The following is a 17881-nucleotide window of genomic DNA, read 5'->3' as shown; positions in this document are numbered from 1 at the left end:
GACAAGTGCGGAGAAAAGGAGGATATACCACACTGAGTGTGAGGAAAGTCGCGTGAAAGCGTGATATTTATCACAAAGTTGTAACTATTTTGCAATGCGAGCAGGCTTGCTTGTTTACTTAATAATTACAACTGCAATAAAATACGCACGGCTTTTGCATGAAAAAGTTGTCTAAATATTTAATCTACTAAGATAGGTACTCTATTATGTTATGGTTCTTCTTTTGCGTTGCAATATTAGTTTTGGGCTATTTTGTATACGGCAAATTTATTGAAAAGATCTTTGTGATCAACCCCAAAAAAGCAACACCCGCTTATACAATGAACGATGGTGTTGACTACATGCCAATGTCAACTAAAAAGATTTGGTTGATTCAATTATTAAACATTGCAGGAACAGGACCAATCTTTGGACCAATTCTCGGTGCTTTATATGGACCAGTCGCAATGTTATGGATTGTGATCGGTTGTATTTTTGCCGGTGCAGTGCATGATTACTTCTGTGGTATGTTAAGTGTGCGTAATGGGGGCGCGTCAATGCCAACATTAGCAGGTCGTTATTTAGGCGCACCAGTGAAAGCCTTTATTAATATGCTTGCGGTAGTGTTATTACTTCTCGTTGGTGTGGTTTTCGTTGCTAGTCCAGCAAAATTATTAAGCACTATTACTATGGATAATTTGGGTGTCGTAGAGAGCGCAGGGGCGGCTGCAACCGTATTTGGTTATGATGCTGCTACCGTCTTAGTGATTTGGACAACCATTATTTTTGTTTACTACATCATCGCAACTTTATTACCGATTGATAAAATTATCGGTCGTATCTATCCGCTATTCGGTGCTTTATTACTGTTCATGACATTCGGTATGATGTTTGGCTTAGTCAGCAGTCATTTAAATAGTAATGAGCCAATCGAGTTTTTCCGTACAGTAGGTGGATTAGAAGTGGGGAAATTCTTTGAGAATTTACAACCAAAAGGTGATTTACCAATTTGGCCATTATTATTCTTAACTATCTCTTGTGGTGCATTATCTGGTTTCCATGCGACGCAATCGCCATTAATGGCACGTTGTGCACAAAATGAAAAAGAAGGTCGTTTCATTTTCTATGGTGCGATGATTGCTGAAGGGGTGATTGCCTTAGTTTGGTGTGCAGTAGGATTAAGTTTCTATCAAGACCCAACAGAATTACAAGCTGCGATTGCAGCCGGTTCACCGTCAAAAGTTGTATATGATTCTTCAATCTACTTCCTCGGTGCTGTGGGTGGTGTATTTGCAATTCTTGGTGTGGTGGTATTACCAATTACCTCTGGCGATACCGCATTCCGTGCAGCACGTTTAATCATTGCTGAGTTCTTTAAATTTGAGCAAAAAACATTGGTGAAACGTTTAGTGATTGCTGTTCCATTGTTTGTGTTAGGGTTCATTGTATCGAAAATTGACTTCAGCGTATTGTGGCGTTATTTCAGCTGGGCAAACCAAACGACAGCAATGGTGATGTTATGGACTGCCGCAGCGTATTTATTCCGTTACGGTAAATTCCACTGGGTTTGTACGCTTCCAGCAATGTTCATCAGTACCGTTTGTTTCACTTACTTAGCGTATAACAAGATCGGTTTCAATTTAGACTATCAACTTTCTGTTTATATTGGTATTGGTTTAACCGTGTTCTGTACTGTCTTGTTCTTTACGTTATTAAAACCAATTGCTAAAGGTGATCCTGATGCCTTGGTTGACGATTTAGTCAAACAATAATCTCGTTTTTTATCTCATCCGATGCCCTGTTGATCGTTGATTGATAGGGCATTTTTGTTTCTGCTGTTTAGTCTTTTCGTTTTTTATGATGAAACTCAGTTTTTCTTTTTAATGCTATAAAAAAATAGACAAAACTTTGCATTAGAACGCGTTAAATTGCTTGCAAGTTAAGCGAACTAATAATAAACTTGAATAAAAGTGGTAATAAGTGGAGTTTTGTGGTAAAAAAGTTGGAAAAATTCCCAAAATTCATTTGTCGCAATCATAAAAAGGGAAACAACTTATGTTTCGTGGCGCATCAGCAATTAACTTGGATTCAAAGGGACGTATTGCGATCCCGACTCGTTATCGTGCTGAAATTATTGAACAAAATGCAGGGCAAATGGTCTGCACAGTCGATATTCGCCAACCTTGTTTGCTACTTTATCCGTTAAAAGAATGGGAATTGGTTGAACAAAAACTTTCAGCACTAGCAAATTTTGATCTCACACACCGTAGCCTTCAGCGCGTTATGCTTGGGTATGCCACTGAATGTGAACTGGATAGTGCCGGACGGATATTAATTAGCGGACCTTTACGCCTTCACGCTAAATTAGAAAAAAGCCTGATGCTTGTTGGGCAACTCAATAAATTTGAAATTTGGAGCGATGCGGAATGGCATGCTCAAATTGAACAAGATATGGCGTTGGGTGCAAGTGGTCAGTTTGCACTATCTGAAGAATTAAAAATGCTGTCATTATAAAGAAAGTCAACTTTCACACAATAGAACAGCAGCACTAGCAAAAGGTAAGCGGTGCTAGGCACCGCCTTATCTTCTCTTAATTATTTTAATTTCCTTTTATTTGTACCGTTGGTAAATAGTTATGAACGATAAAGATCATTTTTCATCACCTGCGCATATTACTGTCTTACTCAATGAGGCAGTAGCGGGTTTAGCCTTGAAAGAAAAAGGTATCTATATCGATGGTACATTTGGACGAGGTGGACATTCTCGTTTAATCCTTTCCCGTTTAGCCGATAATGGGCGTTTGATTGCGATTGATCGCGATCCACGTGCTATTGCTGAAGCCAAGACGATTCAAGATCCCCGTTTTCATATTGAACATCGCAGTTTTTCTGACATTCCTCGCATTTGTGAACGATTAAATCTTGTCGGTAAAGTCGACGGGATTTTATTGGATTTAGGTGTTTCTTCTCCCCAGTTAGATGAAGCAGAACGCGGCTTTAGCTTTATGAAAGATGGTCCGCTTGATATGCGTATGGATACCACACAAGGTTTATCGGCAAGTGAGTGGCTGCAACAGGTATCAGAACAAGATTTAGCTTGGGTGTTAAAAACCTTTGGGGAAGAACGGTTTGCCAAACGCATTGCACAAGCGATTGTGAATTATAACAAACAGGCGTTACAACATGGCACGGAACCATTGAGTAGAACCTTGCAATTAGCAGAGCTGATTGCCAATGCGGTGCCTTTTAAAGATAAACATAAGCATCCTGCGACACGAAGTTTTCAGGCGATTCGGATTTTTATTAATGCAGAATTAGATGAACTCGAGAGCGTGTTGAAATCAGCTGTACAAGTGCTCGCGCCACAAGGGCGATTAGCAATTATCAGCTTTCATTCGTTAGAAGATCGCATGGTGAAACACTTTATGCGTAAGCAAAGTAAGGGAGAAGATATTCCTAAAGGTTTGCCTTTACGTGACGATCAGATTCAGCGGACACAAACTTTAAAAGTGATTGGTAAAGCGATTATGCCAACAGAGCAAGAACAACAACAAAATCCGCGTTCTAGAAGTGCAGTATTACGTGTAGCGGAGAAGTTGTGATGTTAGAGAGTCAAGATCGTTATCCATTACAAAATATTATTTTAGATGATTTGTTTAGTGCTAATAAAACCCTCATTGCTTTATTGTTTTTGATTGTTATGACTGCATTGGGCACTATTTGGATTACGCATCAGACCCGAATTTTAGTGGCAGAAAATGGTCAGCTCGTGCTTGAGCATCAAGCGCTTGAGAATGAATATTTAAATTTGAAATTAGAAGAAGCCACGCAAAGTGATAATACCCGCATTGAAGCCATTGCGCGCCAATTAGGGATGAAGCGCGTTGAGCCAGAACAAGAAGTGTTGATCCTAGAGTAGCATTTGGGGATAACAAGATGGTTAAATTTAATACGACGAAGAAAATCAAAAAAGTCAGATTCGCTAAAAATGACGCAATTAAGCTCAATAAACCCAAAATGGTTTATGAAAATAGCTTTTTAAAATGGCGTTATTTTTCGTCATTGCTCATCATTATTGGTTGCTTGGTGGTATTAATTGGAAAGGCTGCCAGCGTGCAAATCATCAATTCAGATACTTTAACTGATGAGGCGGATAAGCGTTCCTTACGTATTCAAGAAATTCAATCAGTTCGTGGTTCGATTCTCGATCGGCATGGTCAATTACTCTCTGTGAGTGTACCAATGTATTCCATCGTTGCGGATCCTAAAGATATTTTTGACAAAAATTCTTTCCTTGATAAAGAGCGTTGGAAAGCCTTGGCTGAGGTGCTCGGCATTTCATATCATGACATGATTAAACGGATTGAAAAAAATCCGAAATCACGTTTCGTTTATTTATCACGTCAAGTTTCTCCAACTGTGGCTGATTATGTCAGAGAGTTAAAATTAAAAGGTGTGGTGCTTAAAAATGAAGCACGCCGTTTTTATCCTCGTGTCGAAGAAGTCGCACATTTAATTGGGTATACCAATATTGATGGGGATGGGATTGAAGGCATTGAAAAAAGCTTTAATTCAATGTTGATCGGTAAATCGGGTTCGCGTACGTATCGTAAAGATAAATTTGGTAATATCGTTGAAAATATCGCGGATGTGAAAAAATACGATGCACAGGATGTGACGTTAAGTATTGATGAAAAATTACAATCCATGGTTTATCGCGAAATTAAAAAAGCAGTGGCGGAAAATAAAGCCGAATCAGGTACGGCAGTATTAGTAGATGTAAGAACAGGTGAGGTATTAGCGATGGCGAATGCCCCGTCTTATAACCCAAATAATCGTGTCGGAGTCAAAGCTGATTTCATGCGTAACCGAGCGATTACAGATACTTTTGAACCAGGATCTACTGTCAAACCGTTTGTGGTGCTTGCCGCCCTTCAACGTGGTGCAGCCAAACGTAATGAAGTGATTAATACTGGACCTTTAGTGTTGAATGGACATGAAATTCGCGATGTGGCACCTCGTGATCAATTAACATTAGATGGTATTTTAGAGCATTCCAGTAACCGAGGGGTGAGCCGTTTAGCATTACGTATGCCACCCAGCGCGTTAATGGAAACTTACATGCATGCGGGACTTGGTAAACCAACGGATCTTGGGTTAATTGGTGAACAATCTGGCTTACTTAATGCGAACCGTAAACGTTGGTCTGATATTGAACGTGCTAACGTGGCTTATGGTTACGGGATTAATGCGACACCATTACAAATTGCACGAGCTTATGTGACACTTGGTAGTTTTGGTATTTATCGTCCACTTTCGATTACCAAAGTGGATCCTCCCGTAATTGGTCAACGCGTGTATCCAGAAAAGATTACCCGTGAAGTGGTCAATATGATGGAAAAAGTGGCGATTAAAAATAAGAAAGCCATGGTGGAAGGTTACCGTGTCGGCATTAAAACGGGGACGGCGAAAAAATTAGAAAATGGGCGTTATGTGGATAAATATATCGCTTATACTGCCGGCGTCGCACCTATTTCTGATCCACGTTATGCGTTAATTGTCTTAATTAATGATCCAAAAGCGGGACAATATTATGGGGGCGCTATTTCAGCACCGGTGTTCTCCAGTATTATGGGCTATGCGTTACGTGTGAATAATATTCCACCAGATGCGATGCCACAAGATAAAATGGCAAGACGCGTTGTGCGTTTGAATAGTGATAATGGAACAACGACAAACTAAGAAGAAATTATGCGAAGATTAACCGCACTTTTGGGGCAAGTTGAACTTGCCCCAAATATTGAATTGACGGAAATGATTCTAGACAGTCGGGCTGTAAAGCAAGGCTGTCTTTTTGTTGCATTACAGGGGCACCAAGTTGATGGACGTCAGTATATTCCGCAAGCCATCGCTAAGGGGGCAAGTGCGGTGTTGGCTGAAACAGAGGATGCACAGCAACATTTGAGTACGAAAATAGAACAAGGGGTGCCGATCATTTCGTTTTATCAATTAGGCTCTCACCTTTCTGCGTTAGCGGGGCTTTTTTATGATAATCCGTCGCACAAATTGACCTTGGTTGGGGTGACGGGCACGAATGGCAAAACTACTATTTCGCAATTGTTAGCGCAATGGACAACATTACTGGGGCATCGCAGTGCTGTGATGGGAACAATTGGTAATGGGTTGTTGGGGCAGGTGAAAGAAGCAACCAATACCACTGGATCTGCGGTGGAAGTTCAAGCTTCTTTAGCGGATTTTGTTACGCGAGGTGCAGATTTCGCCGCGATTGAGGTTTCATCACATGGACTAGTGCAGCACCGCGTTGAAGCGTTAGCCTTTGATATTGCTATTTTTACTAATCTCAGCCGTGATCATTTGGATTATCATCAAAGTATGGAAAATTATGCGTTGGCCAAAAAACGCTTATTTACTGAATTGAATTCCCGACACCAAATTATTAATGCAGACGATAGCGTCGGACAAATTTGGTTACAGGAACAACCCAATGCAGTAGCCGTCAGCTGTCAGACAGATTTCCAACCTCATCAAGCTCATTGGTTGAAAGCAACTGCGATTCAGTTTAGTCAGAAAGGTGCACGAATTCAATTTGAATCAAGTTGGGGAAAAGGCGAATTACATAGTGCGTTGATAGGGCAGTTTAATGTTAGTAATTTGCTGTTGGTGTTTGCTACTTTACTTTCATTGGGCTATGACATCGAAACACTCATGAAGACGGTGCCTCAATTAACGGGGGTGTGTGGTCGGATGGAAAGATTAAGTGCATCAAACCAACCTACCGCGATTGTGGATTATGCACATACGCCAGATGCGTTAGAGAAAGCTTTGCAAGCAGCGCGATTACATTGTCAGGGGAAATTGTGGTGTGTGTTTGGTTGTGGTGGTGATCGTGATCGTGGTAAACGTCCTCTCATGGCGAAAATTGCGGAGCAATTTGCTGATCACGTGATTGTGACAGATGATAATCCGCGAACTGAATCCGCGGCGCAAATTGTGCAAGATATTCTGGCTGGATTTGAACATCCGCAACACGTTGAGGTCTGCCACGCTCGAGATCAAGCGATTATTCAGGCATTACAAAAAGCAGATAGTGATGATGTCGTGCTGATTGCGGGAAAAGGGCATGAAGACTATCAAATTATCGGCACACAGAAACAGCATTTCTCTGATCAAGAAACCGTACAACAGTATTTTAAGGTAAATCATCACCATGCTTAAATTAACAACAAAACAACTGGCAACGATTTTACAAGCCGAATTGGTGGGCGAGGCAAATGTTGTTGTAGAGAATATCAGTACAGATACGCGTCAGCGTGTTGCCAGTTCACTCTTTTTTGCCTTAAAAGGTGAACATTTTGATGCGCATAATTATTTAGATAAAGCCGTCGCACAAGGGGCAAACGCCCTTGTGGTTGAGCGTGCGGATACGCAAATTTCAGTACCGCAGTTGATCGTTAAGGATACACGCATTGCACTTGGAGAACTTGCTAAATGGGTGAAACAGCAAGTGAATCCACGCACGCTAGCGATGACAGGATCATCCGGCAAAACCACAGTAAAAGAAATGACCGCTAGCATTCTACAAAGTGCGGTCGGTGTTGAGCAGGTTTTATTTACACAAGGTAATTTTAATAATGATATTGGTGTGCCTTTAACCTTATTGCGTTTAACCGAGCAACATCAATTTGCGGTGATTGAATTAGGCGCAAATCATCAAGGTGAAATCGCTTATACCACGGGGTTAGTACAACCGAATGTGGCATTAGTGAATAATGTGGCTGCTGCTCATCTAGAAGGCTTTGGCAGTCTTGAAGGTGTGGCAACAGCCAAAGGTGAAATTTATCGTGGTTTACAGCCGGATGGTGTGGCGATTATCAATAAAGAGCATGATTATCGCAGTAAGTGGGCGCAGGATATTGCTGTTCACACGGTACAATATTTCGCTTATCAAGATAACACAGCCGATTTTTATGCCGATAATGTTATATTTCATGAAGCGGGATCGACTTTTGATTTATGTACACCACAAGGGAAAACCACGATTCATCTCCCTTATTTGGGGGAACATAATGTCAAAAATGCTTTAGCTGCCTCTGCGTTAACCATGAATGTGGGGGCGACATTAGCGCAAATCAAACAAGGTTTAGAAGTTCGCACACAAGTGAAAGGGCGGTTATATCCAGTACAACCTTGTGACAATCTCTTATTACTCGATGATACTTATAATGCCAATGTGGATTCATTACAATCAGCGATTCGTGTTCTACAAAAATATGACGCATTTCGAATTTTAGTTGTTGGAGATATGGCAGAATTAGGCGAAAATAGCCAAATTTGTCATCAACAGGTGGCGGAATGTGCGAAAGCGGCGCAATTAGAGAGGGTGTACTCGTTTGGCAGCGAAAGTGCGGTGATTTCTCAAGCATGTTTAGGTAAACATTTTACGGATAAAGCGTTGTTGTGCCGTGAACTAACGCAACTGTTGAGTGAAAAATTAAAAGAAAATCAAAAAATCGTTTTATTAGCAAAAGGATCACGTCGAATGCAAATGGAGGATGTGATTAATACTTTAAGGGAAAACTTTGTATGTTAGTTTGGCTCGGTGAGTTTTTACAACAATATTACAGCGGATTTAATGTGATCTCTTATATCACAGTACGTGCCATTTTAGCGTTATTAACCGCACTTTTGGTCTCGTTGTGGATTGGTCCGAAAGTCATTCGTCGTTTACAGCTACTCAAATTTGGTCAAGAAGTTCGTCATGATGGACCGGAAAGTCATTTTAGTAAACGTGGCACACCAACTATGGGCGGTGTCATGATTTTATTTGCGATTACTGTAAGTACTTTATTATGGGCGAATTTGGCGAATCCTTACGTCTGGTTTAGCTTGTTTGTGTTATTAGGTTATGGGGCAATTGGGTTCGTGGATGATTACCGTAAGATTACCCGTAAAAATACCGATGGCTTAATTGCACGCTGGAAATATTTCTGGTTATCTGTGATTGCGCTTGTTGCCGCCTTTGGTATGTATGCGATTGGGAAAGATACGGATGCAACCCGTTTAGTCGTGCCTTTCTTTAAAGAAATCATGCCACAATTAGGTTTATTCTATATTATTCTGACTTACTTTGTGATTGTGGGAACCAGCAACGCCGTCAACCTCACTGACGGTTTAGATGGATTAGCAATTATGCCGACGGTCTTAGTCGCGGGAGCATTTGCGTTGATTGCGTGGGCAACCGGTAACGTGAATTTTGCAGAATATTTACACATTCCTTATATCAAATTTAGTGCTGAATTAGTGGTGTTCTGTACGGCGATTGTGGGCGCAGGGCTTGGTTTTCTCTGGTTTAATACTTATCCGGCGCAAGTTTTCATGGGCGATGTTGGCTCATTAGCCTTAGGAGGCGCCTTGGGAGTGGTTGCGGTGTTAGTCCGCCAAGAATTCTTATTAGTCATTATGGGCGGGGTATTTGTGGTCGAGACACTCTCCGTTATCTTACAGGTGGGGTCTTATAAATTACGTAAACAGCGTATTTTTCGTATGGCACCCATTCATCATCATTTTGAGTTAAAAGGCTGGCCAGAACCACGCGTGATCGTCCGCTTTTGGATTATTTCCTTAATGCTGGTCCTTGTTGGGCTCGTTACTTTAAAACTTCGCTAAAACACAAAACGATATCTTATGCAAACGTCTTATAAAAATAAAAAAGTTACCGTGATTGGTTTGGGGAAAACAGGGCTATCTTGTGTTGATTTCCTACTGGCAAAACAAGCGGATGTGCGTGTGATTGATACGAGAACGCAGCCGGCAGGGGCGGAACAATTGGCAAAAAATGTACCGTTGCATACTGGCAGTTTAAACCAACAATGGTTACTCGAGAGTGATCTGATTATTATTAGTCCAGGATTAGCGGTTAAAACACCAGAAATTCAGACCGCACTTGCAGCAGGTATTGAGGTGATTGGCGATATTGAGCTGTTCTGCCGTGAAGCGAAAAAGCCGATTATTGCGATTACGGGCTCAAATGGCAAAAGCACTGTGACATCACTTGTTGCGCACATGGTAAATGCGGCGGGCTTGAAGGTTGGCATGGGCGGTAATATTGGTATTCCTGCACTGTCGTTATTAGAACAAGCACATGATATGTATGTATTGGAATTATCCAGTTTCCAACTAGAAACGACATACAGCTTAAAAGCCACTTCTGCAACGGTGTTAAATATTAGTGAAGATCACATGAATCGCTATGTGGACTTAGAAGACTATCGCCAAGCAAAATTAAAAATCTATCATCATGCCCAAACTGCGGTGATTAATGCGGAAGATGCACTAACCGCAATGGACGGATTAAAAAATGGAGTAAGCTTTGGCGAAGACAATGCTGATTATTGGTTAAAAACCGAAAAAGGGCGGTCATATTTGATGGCGAAAGACGAACGGGTGTTGGCTTGTGATGAGATGAAATTAGTTGGACGTCATAACTATATGAATGCACTGGCGGCCATCGCATTAGCACAGGCTGCCGGTATTCCATTAGAGAGTATTCGTCGTGCATTGCGTGAGTTTAACGGGCTAGATCACCGTTTCCAATTAGCTCATTTTGCCCATGGTGTACGCTGGGTGAATGATTCAAAAGCCACCAATGTGGGCAGTACTGTTGCCGCATTAACTGGCTTACAGTTAAACGGGACATTGCATTTGTTACTCGGTGGTGATGGTAAAGGTGCGGACTTTTCGGAATTAGCCAGTTTAATTAATCAACCGAATATTATTTGCTATTGTTTTGGTCAAGATGGCGAACAACTTGCAGCACTCTCGCCAAGAAGTCAACGTTTTAGCACAATGGAAGAAGCGATCAACGCCTTACGCCCAACCTTGTCAGCAGGTGATATGGTTTTACTTTCTCCTGCTTGTGCCAGTTTAGATCAGTTTAGCAGTTTCGAACAACGTGGTGATGAATTTACACGTTTAGCAAAATTAAGTTAGGTGAAAGCAGTATGCCATTTTTAGATAAAGTAAAGCAGCAATATGAGGATTGGACGCGTATTACACCGAGTAATTTGTTATACGATCGTGCCTTGCTGTTGCTCTTTTTTGTTTTACTTTTAATTGGCTTATTGGCCGTTTCTTCTGCGTCTATTCCAGTGGGAACCCGCTTATTTAAAGATCCGTTTTACTTCGCCAAGCGTGATGCGATTTATGTATTTCTTTCCTGTGTGACCTGTTATCTGTGTGTGCAAGTGCCAATGGAGAAATGGGAACAATGGCATGTCCGCTTATTTGCGTTTGCTATTTTTCTGTTGATTCTAGTACTTATTCCTGGCATTGGCTTATCCGTAAATGGGGCGCGTCGTTGGATTCCGATGGTGTTATTTAACTTCCAGCCAGCAGAATTTGCGAAATTGGCGCTGACGTGTTTTTTAGCCAGCTATTTTACGCGTAAATATGATGAGGTGAGAAGTCGTAAACTCAGTGCATTTAAGCCCTTTGCGTTGATGGGATTGATGGGACTCTTTTTATTATCACAGCCTGATCTCGGCAGTACCGTCGTTCTTTTTGTGATTACTTTCGGACTATTATTTATTGTTGGGGCTAACTTTTGGCAGTTTGTTGGCTTAATGGCGTTTGGCGGACTTTTGTTTGTGTGGTTAGTTTTATCTTCCGCTTATCGTTTAAAACGTTTCACAGGTTTTCTTGATCCTTTTAAAGATCCCTACGGTACCGGTTTCCAACTCTCTAACTCTTTAATGGCATTTGGGCGCGGTGAATGGATAGGAGAAGGACTCGGGAATTCCATTCAAAAATTAGAATATTTACCTGAAGCGCATACTGACTTCGTGATGGCAGTAGTGGGCGAGGAGTTCGGTTTTTTAGGCATTTTAGTGATTGTGATATTACTCGGGCTGTTAATTTTCCGTGCCATGAAAATTGGGCGGGAATCCTTATTATTAGAACAACGCTTTAAAGGTTTCTTTGCCTTTGGTATCAGCTTTTGGATTTTCTTCCAAGGTTTTGTCAATTTAGGGATGTCTCTCGGCTTGTTACCTACCAAAGGTTTAACCTTTCCGCTCATCAGTTATGGTGGCTCCAGTTTAATTATTATGTCTATGACCATTGGCTTGTTACTGCGAATTGATCATGAAAATCGATTAATGCGAATTGGGCAAGCACGTTTACGGGATGATTAAAATTTACAAAAAACGACCGCACTTTGAAGGCAAAAATCACGTGGTTTTTGTGGGTGCATAAAGCAAAGGGACGGGATGTGAGCGAACAAAAGAAAAGATTATTAGTCATGGCAGGCGGGACCGGGGGGCATGTCTTCCCTGCAATTGCGGTGGCACAATATTTACAACAACAAGGGTGGGATATTTGTTGGTTAGGGACGGCGGATCGTATGGAAGCGCAATTAGTGCCAAAACATCATATCCCTATTCAATTTATCCAAATTTCAGGCTTACGCGGTAAAGGGATAAAAGCTTTACTGAGTGCGCCTTTTAGTATTTTTAGAGCAATATTACAGGCACGTAAAATTATTAAAGCCTATCAACCACATGCTGTATTAGGCATGGGGGGCTATGTGTCTGGTCCGGGTGGCATTGCGGCAAAATTATGTGGCATCCCTGTGATTTTACATGAGCAAAATGCGGTAGCAGGCTTAACCAATAGTTGGTTAGCAAAAATTGCCAGACGAGTTTTACAAGCCTTTCCAACTGCGTTTCCCAATGCGGAAGTAGTTGGTAATCCCGTACGACAAACATTGTTTTCTCAACCTACGCCAGAACAACGTTTTGCAGGGCGAGAAGGGAAATTACGTGTACTCGTGGTAGGCGGTAGTCAGGGCGCAAGAGTCCTTAATCAAACGTTGCCCAATGTTATTGCACAATTATCCGACAAACTTGAAGTTCGTCATCAAGTTGGGCAAGGTGCCGTTGAGCAAGTCACGACATTGTATCCAGAACATGCTTCAGTCACCATCACGGAATTTATTGATAATATGGCAGACGCCTATGCTTGGGCAGATATCGTCATTTGTCGTTCAGGTGCTTTAACCGTAAGTGAACTTGCTGCAGTAGGCGCAGCAGCGATTTTTGTGCCATTTCAGCATAAAGATCAACAACAGTATTTAAATGCGAAATATTTAGCGGATGCCGGTGCGGCAACCATTATTCCACAAGCAGAATTGACTGCGGAGAAATTAGTGAGTGTATTAACGCAATTCGATCGTGAAACCTTGCAACAAATGGCAATTAAAGCAAAAGCCATGGCAACCCCACTCGCCGCACAACGTGTCGCGGAAGTGATTATCGAAGAAGCGAATCAAAATTAGGAACGTGTAAATGATGAATTCAAAATGTGGTAAAGCTTTTCAGCAACGGGTAAGAGATATGATCCCGGAAATGCGCCGTGTTCGTCAGATCCATTTTGTTGGTATTGGCGGCGCTGGTATGGGCGGGATTGCAGAAGTGTTATTAAATGAAGGTTATTTTGTCACTGGCTCGGATATTATGGAAAGTGCGGTCACGGCACGCTTAACGTCCTTAGGTGCCAAGATTGCTTTCTCGCATGCGGCAGAGAATATCGATGGGGCAAGTGTGGTTGTGGTGTCAAGTGCGATAAGAGCAGATAATGTTGAAGTCGTCGCGGCACAAGAAAGACGTATTCCGGTTATTCAGCGTGCACAAATGTTGGCTGAAATTATGCGTTTCCGTCATGGTATTGCGGTGGCGGGTACACATGGTAAGACGACGACTACAGCAATGATTTCAATGATTTATGCTGAAGCGGGCTTGGATCCGACTTTCGTAAATGGTGGATTAGTGAAGTCTGCGGGAACTAATGCCCATTTAGGTTGTAGTCGCTACTTAATTGCCGAAGCGGATGAAAGTGATGCTTCATTTTTACATTTGCAGCCGATGGTGTCTGTCGTGACTAACATTGAACCCGATCATATGGAAACGTATCAGGGCAGTTTTGAAGAGATGAAACACACCTATGTGAATTTCTTACATAATTTGCCATTTTATGGACTGGCGGTGTTGTGCGCGGATGATGATGTATTAACTGAACTGACACCCAAAGTTGGACGCCAAGTGATTACCTATGGCTTCAGTGAAAAAGCGGATTATCGCATTGAAGATTATCAGCAAACAGGATTCCAAGGGCATTACACTGTCATCACACCAAGTGGTGAGCGCATTGATGTGTTGTTGAATGTACCGGGTCGCCATAATGCATTGAATGCCACGGCGGCGCTAGTGGTAGCGAAAGAAGAAGGTATTGGTAATGAAGCGATTCTTGCTGCCTTAGCCGATTTCCAAGGAGCAGGACGTCGATTTGATCAACTTGGTCAATTTATTCGTCCAAATGGCAAAGTGATGTTAGTTGATGATTATGGTCATCATCCAACGGAAGTGGGCGTGACCATTCAAGCCGCACGCCAAGGTTGGGAAAATAAGCGTATTGCGATGATTTTTCAACCGCATCGTTATTCAAGAACACGTGACTTATTTGATGATTTTGTCCAAGTGCTTTCGCAAGTGGATGTCTTAATTATGTTAGATGTGTATGCGGCTGGTGAAACACCGATTGCCGGCGCAGATAGCCGTTCTTTGTGTCGTTCTATTCGTAACTTAGGTAAGGTCGATCCTATTTTTGTCTCTGATCATCGTCAGTTAGGAGAGATTCTAGATCAAGTTTTACAAGATGGGGATTTAATTTTGGCACAGGGTGCGGGTAATGTGAGTAAAATTGCGCGTCAATTAGCAGAAACTTGGACCAAAGAATAGGTGGTACAATGAAAAAAACATTAAAACAAGAAAAAATTGCCGTGTTATTAGGGGGCACTTCAGCAGAGCGTGAGGTTTCTTTGGATTCAGGTCAGGCGGTGCTCAATGCGTTACTGAGTGCTGGCTTTGATGCTCACCCTATCGATCCGAAAACTTTTCCTGTAGCGACTTTAAAAGAACAGGGTTTTGATCGTGTTTTTAATATTTTACATGGTCGTGGCGGTGAAGATGGCACCATGCAGGGATTATTAGAACAGATTGGTATTCCCTATACGGGGTGTGGCGTCATGACCTCAGCACTGACAATGGATAAGATGCGAACAAAAATGCTGTGGAAAGCCTTTGGTTTACCCGTTGCAGAGATGGAAATTGTGACAAAAGCCAATGTGGGAGAACTTAATCCTAGTGCTGTTGTCGAAAAGTTAGGCTTACCTGTAATGGTGAAACCTTCATTAGAAGGCTCTAGTGTAGGGTTAACCAAAGTAAAACGGGTGGAAGATCTGAAAAGTGCGGTCGATTTTGCCTTAAAATACGATGATACGGTCTTAATTGAAGAGTGGTTATCCGGTGCCGAATTTACGGTTCCTGTATTAGATAATGAAGTGCTACCTTCTATTCGTATTGTGCCAGAAGGTGAATTTTATGATTATGAGGCGAAGTACATTTCAGATAATACCCAATATTTTTGTCCATCTGGCTTAAGTGCTGAACGTGAAGATGAATTAAAACAATTGGTGAAACAAGCTTATGATGTGGTGGGATGTCGTGGTTGGAGCCGTATTGATGTGATGTTAGATGGCAATGATGCGTTCCGTTTAGTGGAAGTGAATACGAACCCGGGCATGACAAGTCATAGTTTATTTCCTAAATCCGCCGCAACAGTCGGCTATTCATTTGAGCAACTGGTTGTGAAGATTTTGGAGTTGAGTGCTGAATGAAAGGCTTAAAACGTAAAACAACACAGGGCGTGAAAAAAAGCAATGAGACCAAGATAGGGATGATAAAGAACCTTAAATTGACCTTTTTGCTATGTTGTATTGCCGTGTTTTTTTATGCTTATGCAAACTGGCAGCAGCTTATGGATAAACTTGATAGTAAACCCATTAGTGCCTTTATTTTAACGGGAACACCGACGTTTACCACTTACGATGATATTCGTGATGTAGTATTGAAAATGGGCGATTTAAAAGGTTTTTTTGGTCAAGACATTGATGCCGTACGCGAACAAATTGAAACCATGCCTTGGATAAAAGGGGCGGTGGTACGCAAAATATGGCCAGATAAACTCAGTATTGCTTTAGCGGAACATACGCCAATTGCGATTTGGAATGACGCTGAATTTCTCTCAAGCGATGGGGCGATTTTCCAATTACCTTTTGATAAATTAAAAGAAAAAAATTTACCGCACTTGTCAGGACCCGATTATCAAAGTGCGAAAGTATTACAAGCGTGGAATCAAGTGTATCTCAATTTAAAAGAGAAAGGGTTAGCGCTAAAGGCAATCGCCATTGATGATCGCGGCGCATGGCAAATTGTACTTGATAATAATCTTGTATTAAAATTAGGCAGAGGGGAATGGAAAGCAAAATTAGATCGTTTTGTGACCATTTACCCACAAATTGAGATACCTGAAAATAAAAAATTATCTTATGTCGATTTGCGATATAGTGTTGGGGCAGCAGTAGGATTTTCAGAGGCTGACATAAATTAGTTTTAGACGATGTAAAGTGATAAAAATGGCAAAAATTGTGGAATCAAAAATTATTGTTGGATTAGAGGTGGGGACATCTAAAGTCGTGGCTTTAGTCGGTGAACTTTTACCTGATGGCGTAGTGAATATTCTAGGAGTAGGCAGTTGTCCTGCTAAAGGCATTGATAAGGGCAATATTACCGATTTAAATGCGGTTGTGACTTCAGTACAAAGAGCGATTGAATTAGCAGAGTCGGTGGCAGATTGTGAAATTATTAGTGTTACGTTAGCGATAACTGGTCAACATATCCAAAGTTGGAATGACAGTGGTGCTGCGCCGATTGCAGATACAGAAGTGACACAAGAAGATATTGATGCGGCCTTGCATACAGCGAGTTCAATCAAAATGCCAGAAGGATTAGTGGTGTTGCATCGTTTGCCACAAGAATATGCCGTTGATCAGCAAAAAAATATTAAAAATCCACTGGGTTTTCAAGGTGGTCGTTTAACTTCTAATGTGCATTTAATTGCTTGCCACCAGGATTGGCTAAATAACTTACGTCAAGCGGTTGAACGCTGTAAACTGAAAATTGACAAAGTGATTTTCTCTGGAATTGCAACAAGCCATTCGGTGTTAACTGAAGATGAGAAAGATTTAGGGGTGTGCTTGATTGATTTTGGTGCAGGTACTATGGAAGTGATGGTGTATACCAATGGCGCATTACGTTTTAGTAAAGTCATCCCTTATGCTGGCAATCGTGTGACTGATGATATTGCATATGATTTAACAACCTCTCGTGTTGAAGCTGAGAATATTAAAGTCAAATACGGTAGTGCGGTGACACCACCAAGACAAAACCCAGAAGAACAATTTGATGTCATGAGTATTGATGGCAGTGTGATTGAGCGTTGTTCAAAAACACGTTTATCTAATGTTACCGCGGGGCGTTATCGTGAGATTCTTGAATTAGTCAAAGAAGAACTCATTCAGCTTAAATATGATTTAGAAAGTAAACAAATGAAATTTGAGTTAATCGCGGGTATTGTTATCACCGGCGGTGGCGCGCAAATTAAAGACTTGAAAGAATGTGCAACGGATGTATTTGGTTTGCATGTACGTATTGGTAATCCACTCAATATTACTGGGGTTACTCATCTCGTAGAGAAAAAACCGCAATATTCTACAGTACTTGGCTTATTACAGTATGAATATAGTAGCAATGATGAAAGCCCAATTAATGATGCTTATAGTAATGAAAGTGGTTTTTTTGGTTCCCTTTGGTCTGGAATGAAAAAAATTGCAAAGAAAGTAGGTTCAGAGTTTTGAGAATTCCTATTTTTCATCTACAATAAGAAATATTTAGGTTTTAATAATGTGCTAGCAGAGAATTAGCATTGAC

The 17881-nt window shown here is 41.4% G+C and carries 15 protein-coding genes; all 15 read left to right on the top strand.

The genetic code is table 11. The features are described 5' to 3' along the window. Positions 1 to 206: 206 nt before the first annotated feature. The 15 genes from CKV69_RS05615 to ftsA all read left to right on the top strand — a co-directional run bounded on the left by CKV69_RS05615 (position 207) and on the right by ftsA (position 17808). Complete coding sequence (locus CKV69_RS05615) at positions 207 to 1751, top strand: carbon starvation CstA family protein (protein ID WP_005720201.1); 1545 nt, start codon at positions 207 to 209, stop codon at positions 1749 to 1751. A gap of 283 nt (positions 1752 to 2034) precedes the next feature. Continuing rightward, positions 2035 to 2493 carry a division/cell wall cluster transcriptional repressor MraZ gene (mraZ, locus tag CKV69_RS05610; RefSeq protein WP_005720203.1) on the top strand — a complete coding sequence of 153 codons (459 nt, stop codon included), beginning with the start codon at positions 2035 to 2037 and terminating at the stop codon, positions 2491 to 2493. 121 nt (positions 2494 to 2614) lie between these two features. Beyond that, a complete protein-coding gene (rsmH, locus tag CKV69_RS05605; RefSeq protein WP_005755939.1) occupies positions 2615 to 3580 on the top strand; it encodes a 16S rRNA (cytosine(1402)-N(4))-methyltransferase RsmH in 966 nt (321 codons plus the stop codon). Then, on the top strand, positions 3580 to 3897 hold the full coding sequence (gene ftsL / locus CKV69_RS05600; RefSeq protein ID WP_005720207.1) for a cell division protein FtsL: 318 nt from the start codon (positions 3580 to 3582) through the stop codon (positions 3895 to 3897). Before rsmH ends, ftsL begins: the two co-directional genes overlap by 1 nt. Before the next feature lie 17 nt (positions 3898 to 3914). Further along, the gene (gene ftsI, locus CKV69_RS05595) at positions 3915 to 5720 is read left to right on the top strand and encodes a peptidoglycan glycosyltransferase FtsI (protein ID WP_005751112.1); all 1806 of its coding nucleotides are present in this window, start codon (positions 3915 to 3917) and stop codon (positions 5718 to 5720) included. A 9-nt stretch (positions 5721 to 5729) separates the two neighbouring features. Beyond that, positions 5730 to 7214, top strand: a complete 1485-nt coding sequence (murE, locus tag CKV69_RS05590) for a UDP-N-acetylmuramoyl-L-alanyl-D-glutamate--2,6-diaminopimelate ligase (protein WP_014326264.1) — start codon at positions 5730 to 5732, stop codon at positions 7212 to 7214. Further along, a complete protein-coding gene (murF, locus tag CKV69_RS05585) occupies positions 7207 to 8589 on the top strand; it encodes a UDP-N-acetylmuramoyl-tripeptide--D-alanyl-D-alanine ligase (protein ID WP_014326263.1) in 1383 nt (460 codons plus the stop codon). The genes murE and murF overlap by 8 nt, the downstream gene beginning before the upstream one ends. After that, positions 8583 to 9665, top strand: coding sequence for a phospho-N-acetylmuramoyl-pentapeptide-transferase (mraY, locus tag CKV69_RS05580; RefSeq protein ID WP_005723035.1), 1083 nt, complete (start codon positions 8583 to 8585; stop codon positions 9663 to 9665). Before murF ends, mraY begins: the two co-directional genes overlap by 7 nt. A gap of 18 nt (positions 9666 to 9683) precedes the next feature. Next, positions 9684 to 10988: a UDP-N-acetylmuramoyl-L-alanine--D-glutamate ligase gene (gene murD / locus CKV69_RS05575; RefSeq protein ID WP_010906502.1), complete on the top strand. Its 1305-nt coding sequence runs from the start codon at positions 9684 to 9686 to the stop codon at positions 10986 to 10988. An 11-nt stretch (positions 10989 to 10999) separates the two neighbouring features. Further along, entirely contained in the window at positions 11000 to 12190 is a 1191-nt protein-coding gene (gene ftsW, locus CKV69_RS05570) for a putative lipid II flippase FtsW (RefSeq protein ID WP_016504219.1), read from the top strand. Between the two features lie 77 nt (positions 12191 to 12267). After that, positions 12268 to 13332: an undecaprenyldiphospho-muramoylpentapeptide beta-N-acetylglucosaminyltransferase gene (gene murG, locus CKV69_RS05565; RefSeq protein WP_014326260.1), complete on the top strand. Its 1065-nt coding sequence runs from the start codon at positions 12268 to 12270 to the stop codon at positions 13330 to 13332. 10 nt (positions 13333 to 13342) lie between these two features. Continuing rightward, positions 13343 to 14791, top strand: a complete 1449-nt coding sequence (gene murC, locus CKV69_RS05560; RefSeq protein WP_016504220.1) for a UDP-N-acetylmuramate--L-alanine ligase — start codon at positions 13343 to 13345, stop codon at positions 14789 to 14791. An 8-nt stretch (positions 14792 to 14799) separates the two neighbouring features. Further along, entirely contained in the window at positions 14800 to 15729 is a 930-nt protein-coding gene (locus tag CKV69_RS05555) for a D-alanine--D-alanine ligase (RefSeq protein ID WP_005723044.1), read from the top strand. Then, positions 15726 to 16502 carry a cell division protein FtsQ/DivIB gene (locus tag CKV69_RS05550; RefSeq protein WP_014326257.1) on the top strand — a complete coding sequence of 259 codons (777 nt, stop codon included), beginning with the start codon at positions 15726 to 15728 and terminating at the stop codon, positions 16500 to 16502. Before CKV69_RS05555 ends, CKV69_RS05550 begins: the two co-directional genes overlap by 4 nt. 25 nt (positions 16503 to 16527) lie before the next feature. Beyond that, positions 16528 to 17808: a cell division protein FtsA gene (ftsA, locus tag CKV69_RS05545; RefSeq protein ID WP_005723049.1), complete on the top strand. Its 1281-nt coding sequence runs from the start codon at positions 16528 to 16530 to the stop codon at positions 17806 to 17808. Positions 17809 to 17881: the final 73 nt, after the last annotated feature.

The sequence above is a fragment of the Pasteurella multocida genome, assembly GCF_900187275.1.
Lineage (GTDB): Bacteria > Pseudomonadota > Gammaproteobacteria > Enterobacterales > Pasteurellaceae > Pasteurella > Pasteurella multocida.
Note: the sequence above shows the minus strand (reverse complement) of the source record. Positions and strands in the feature narration are given on the sequence as shown.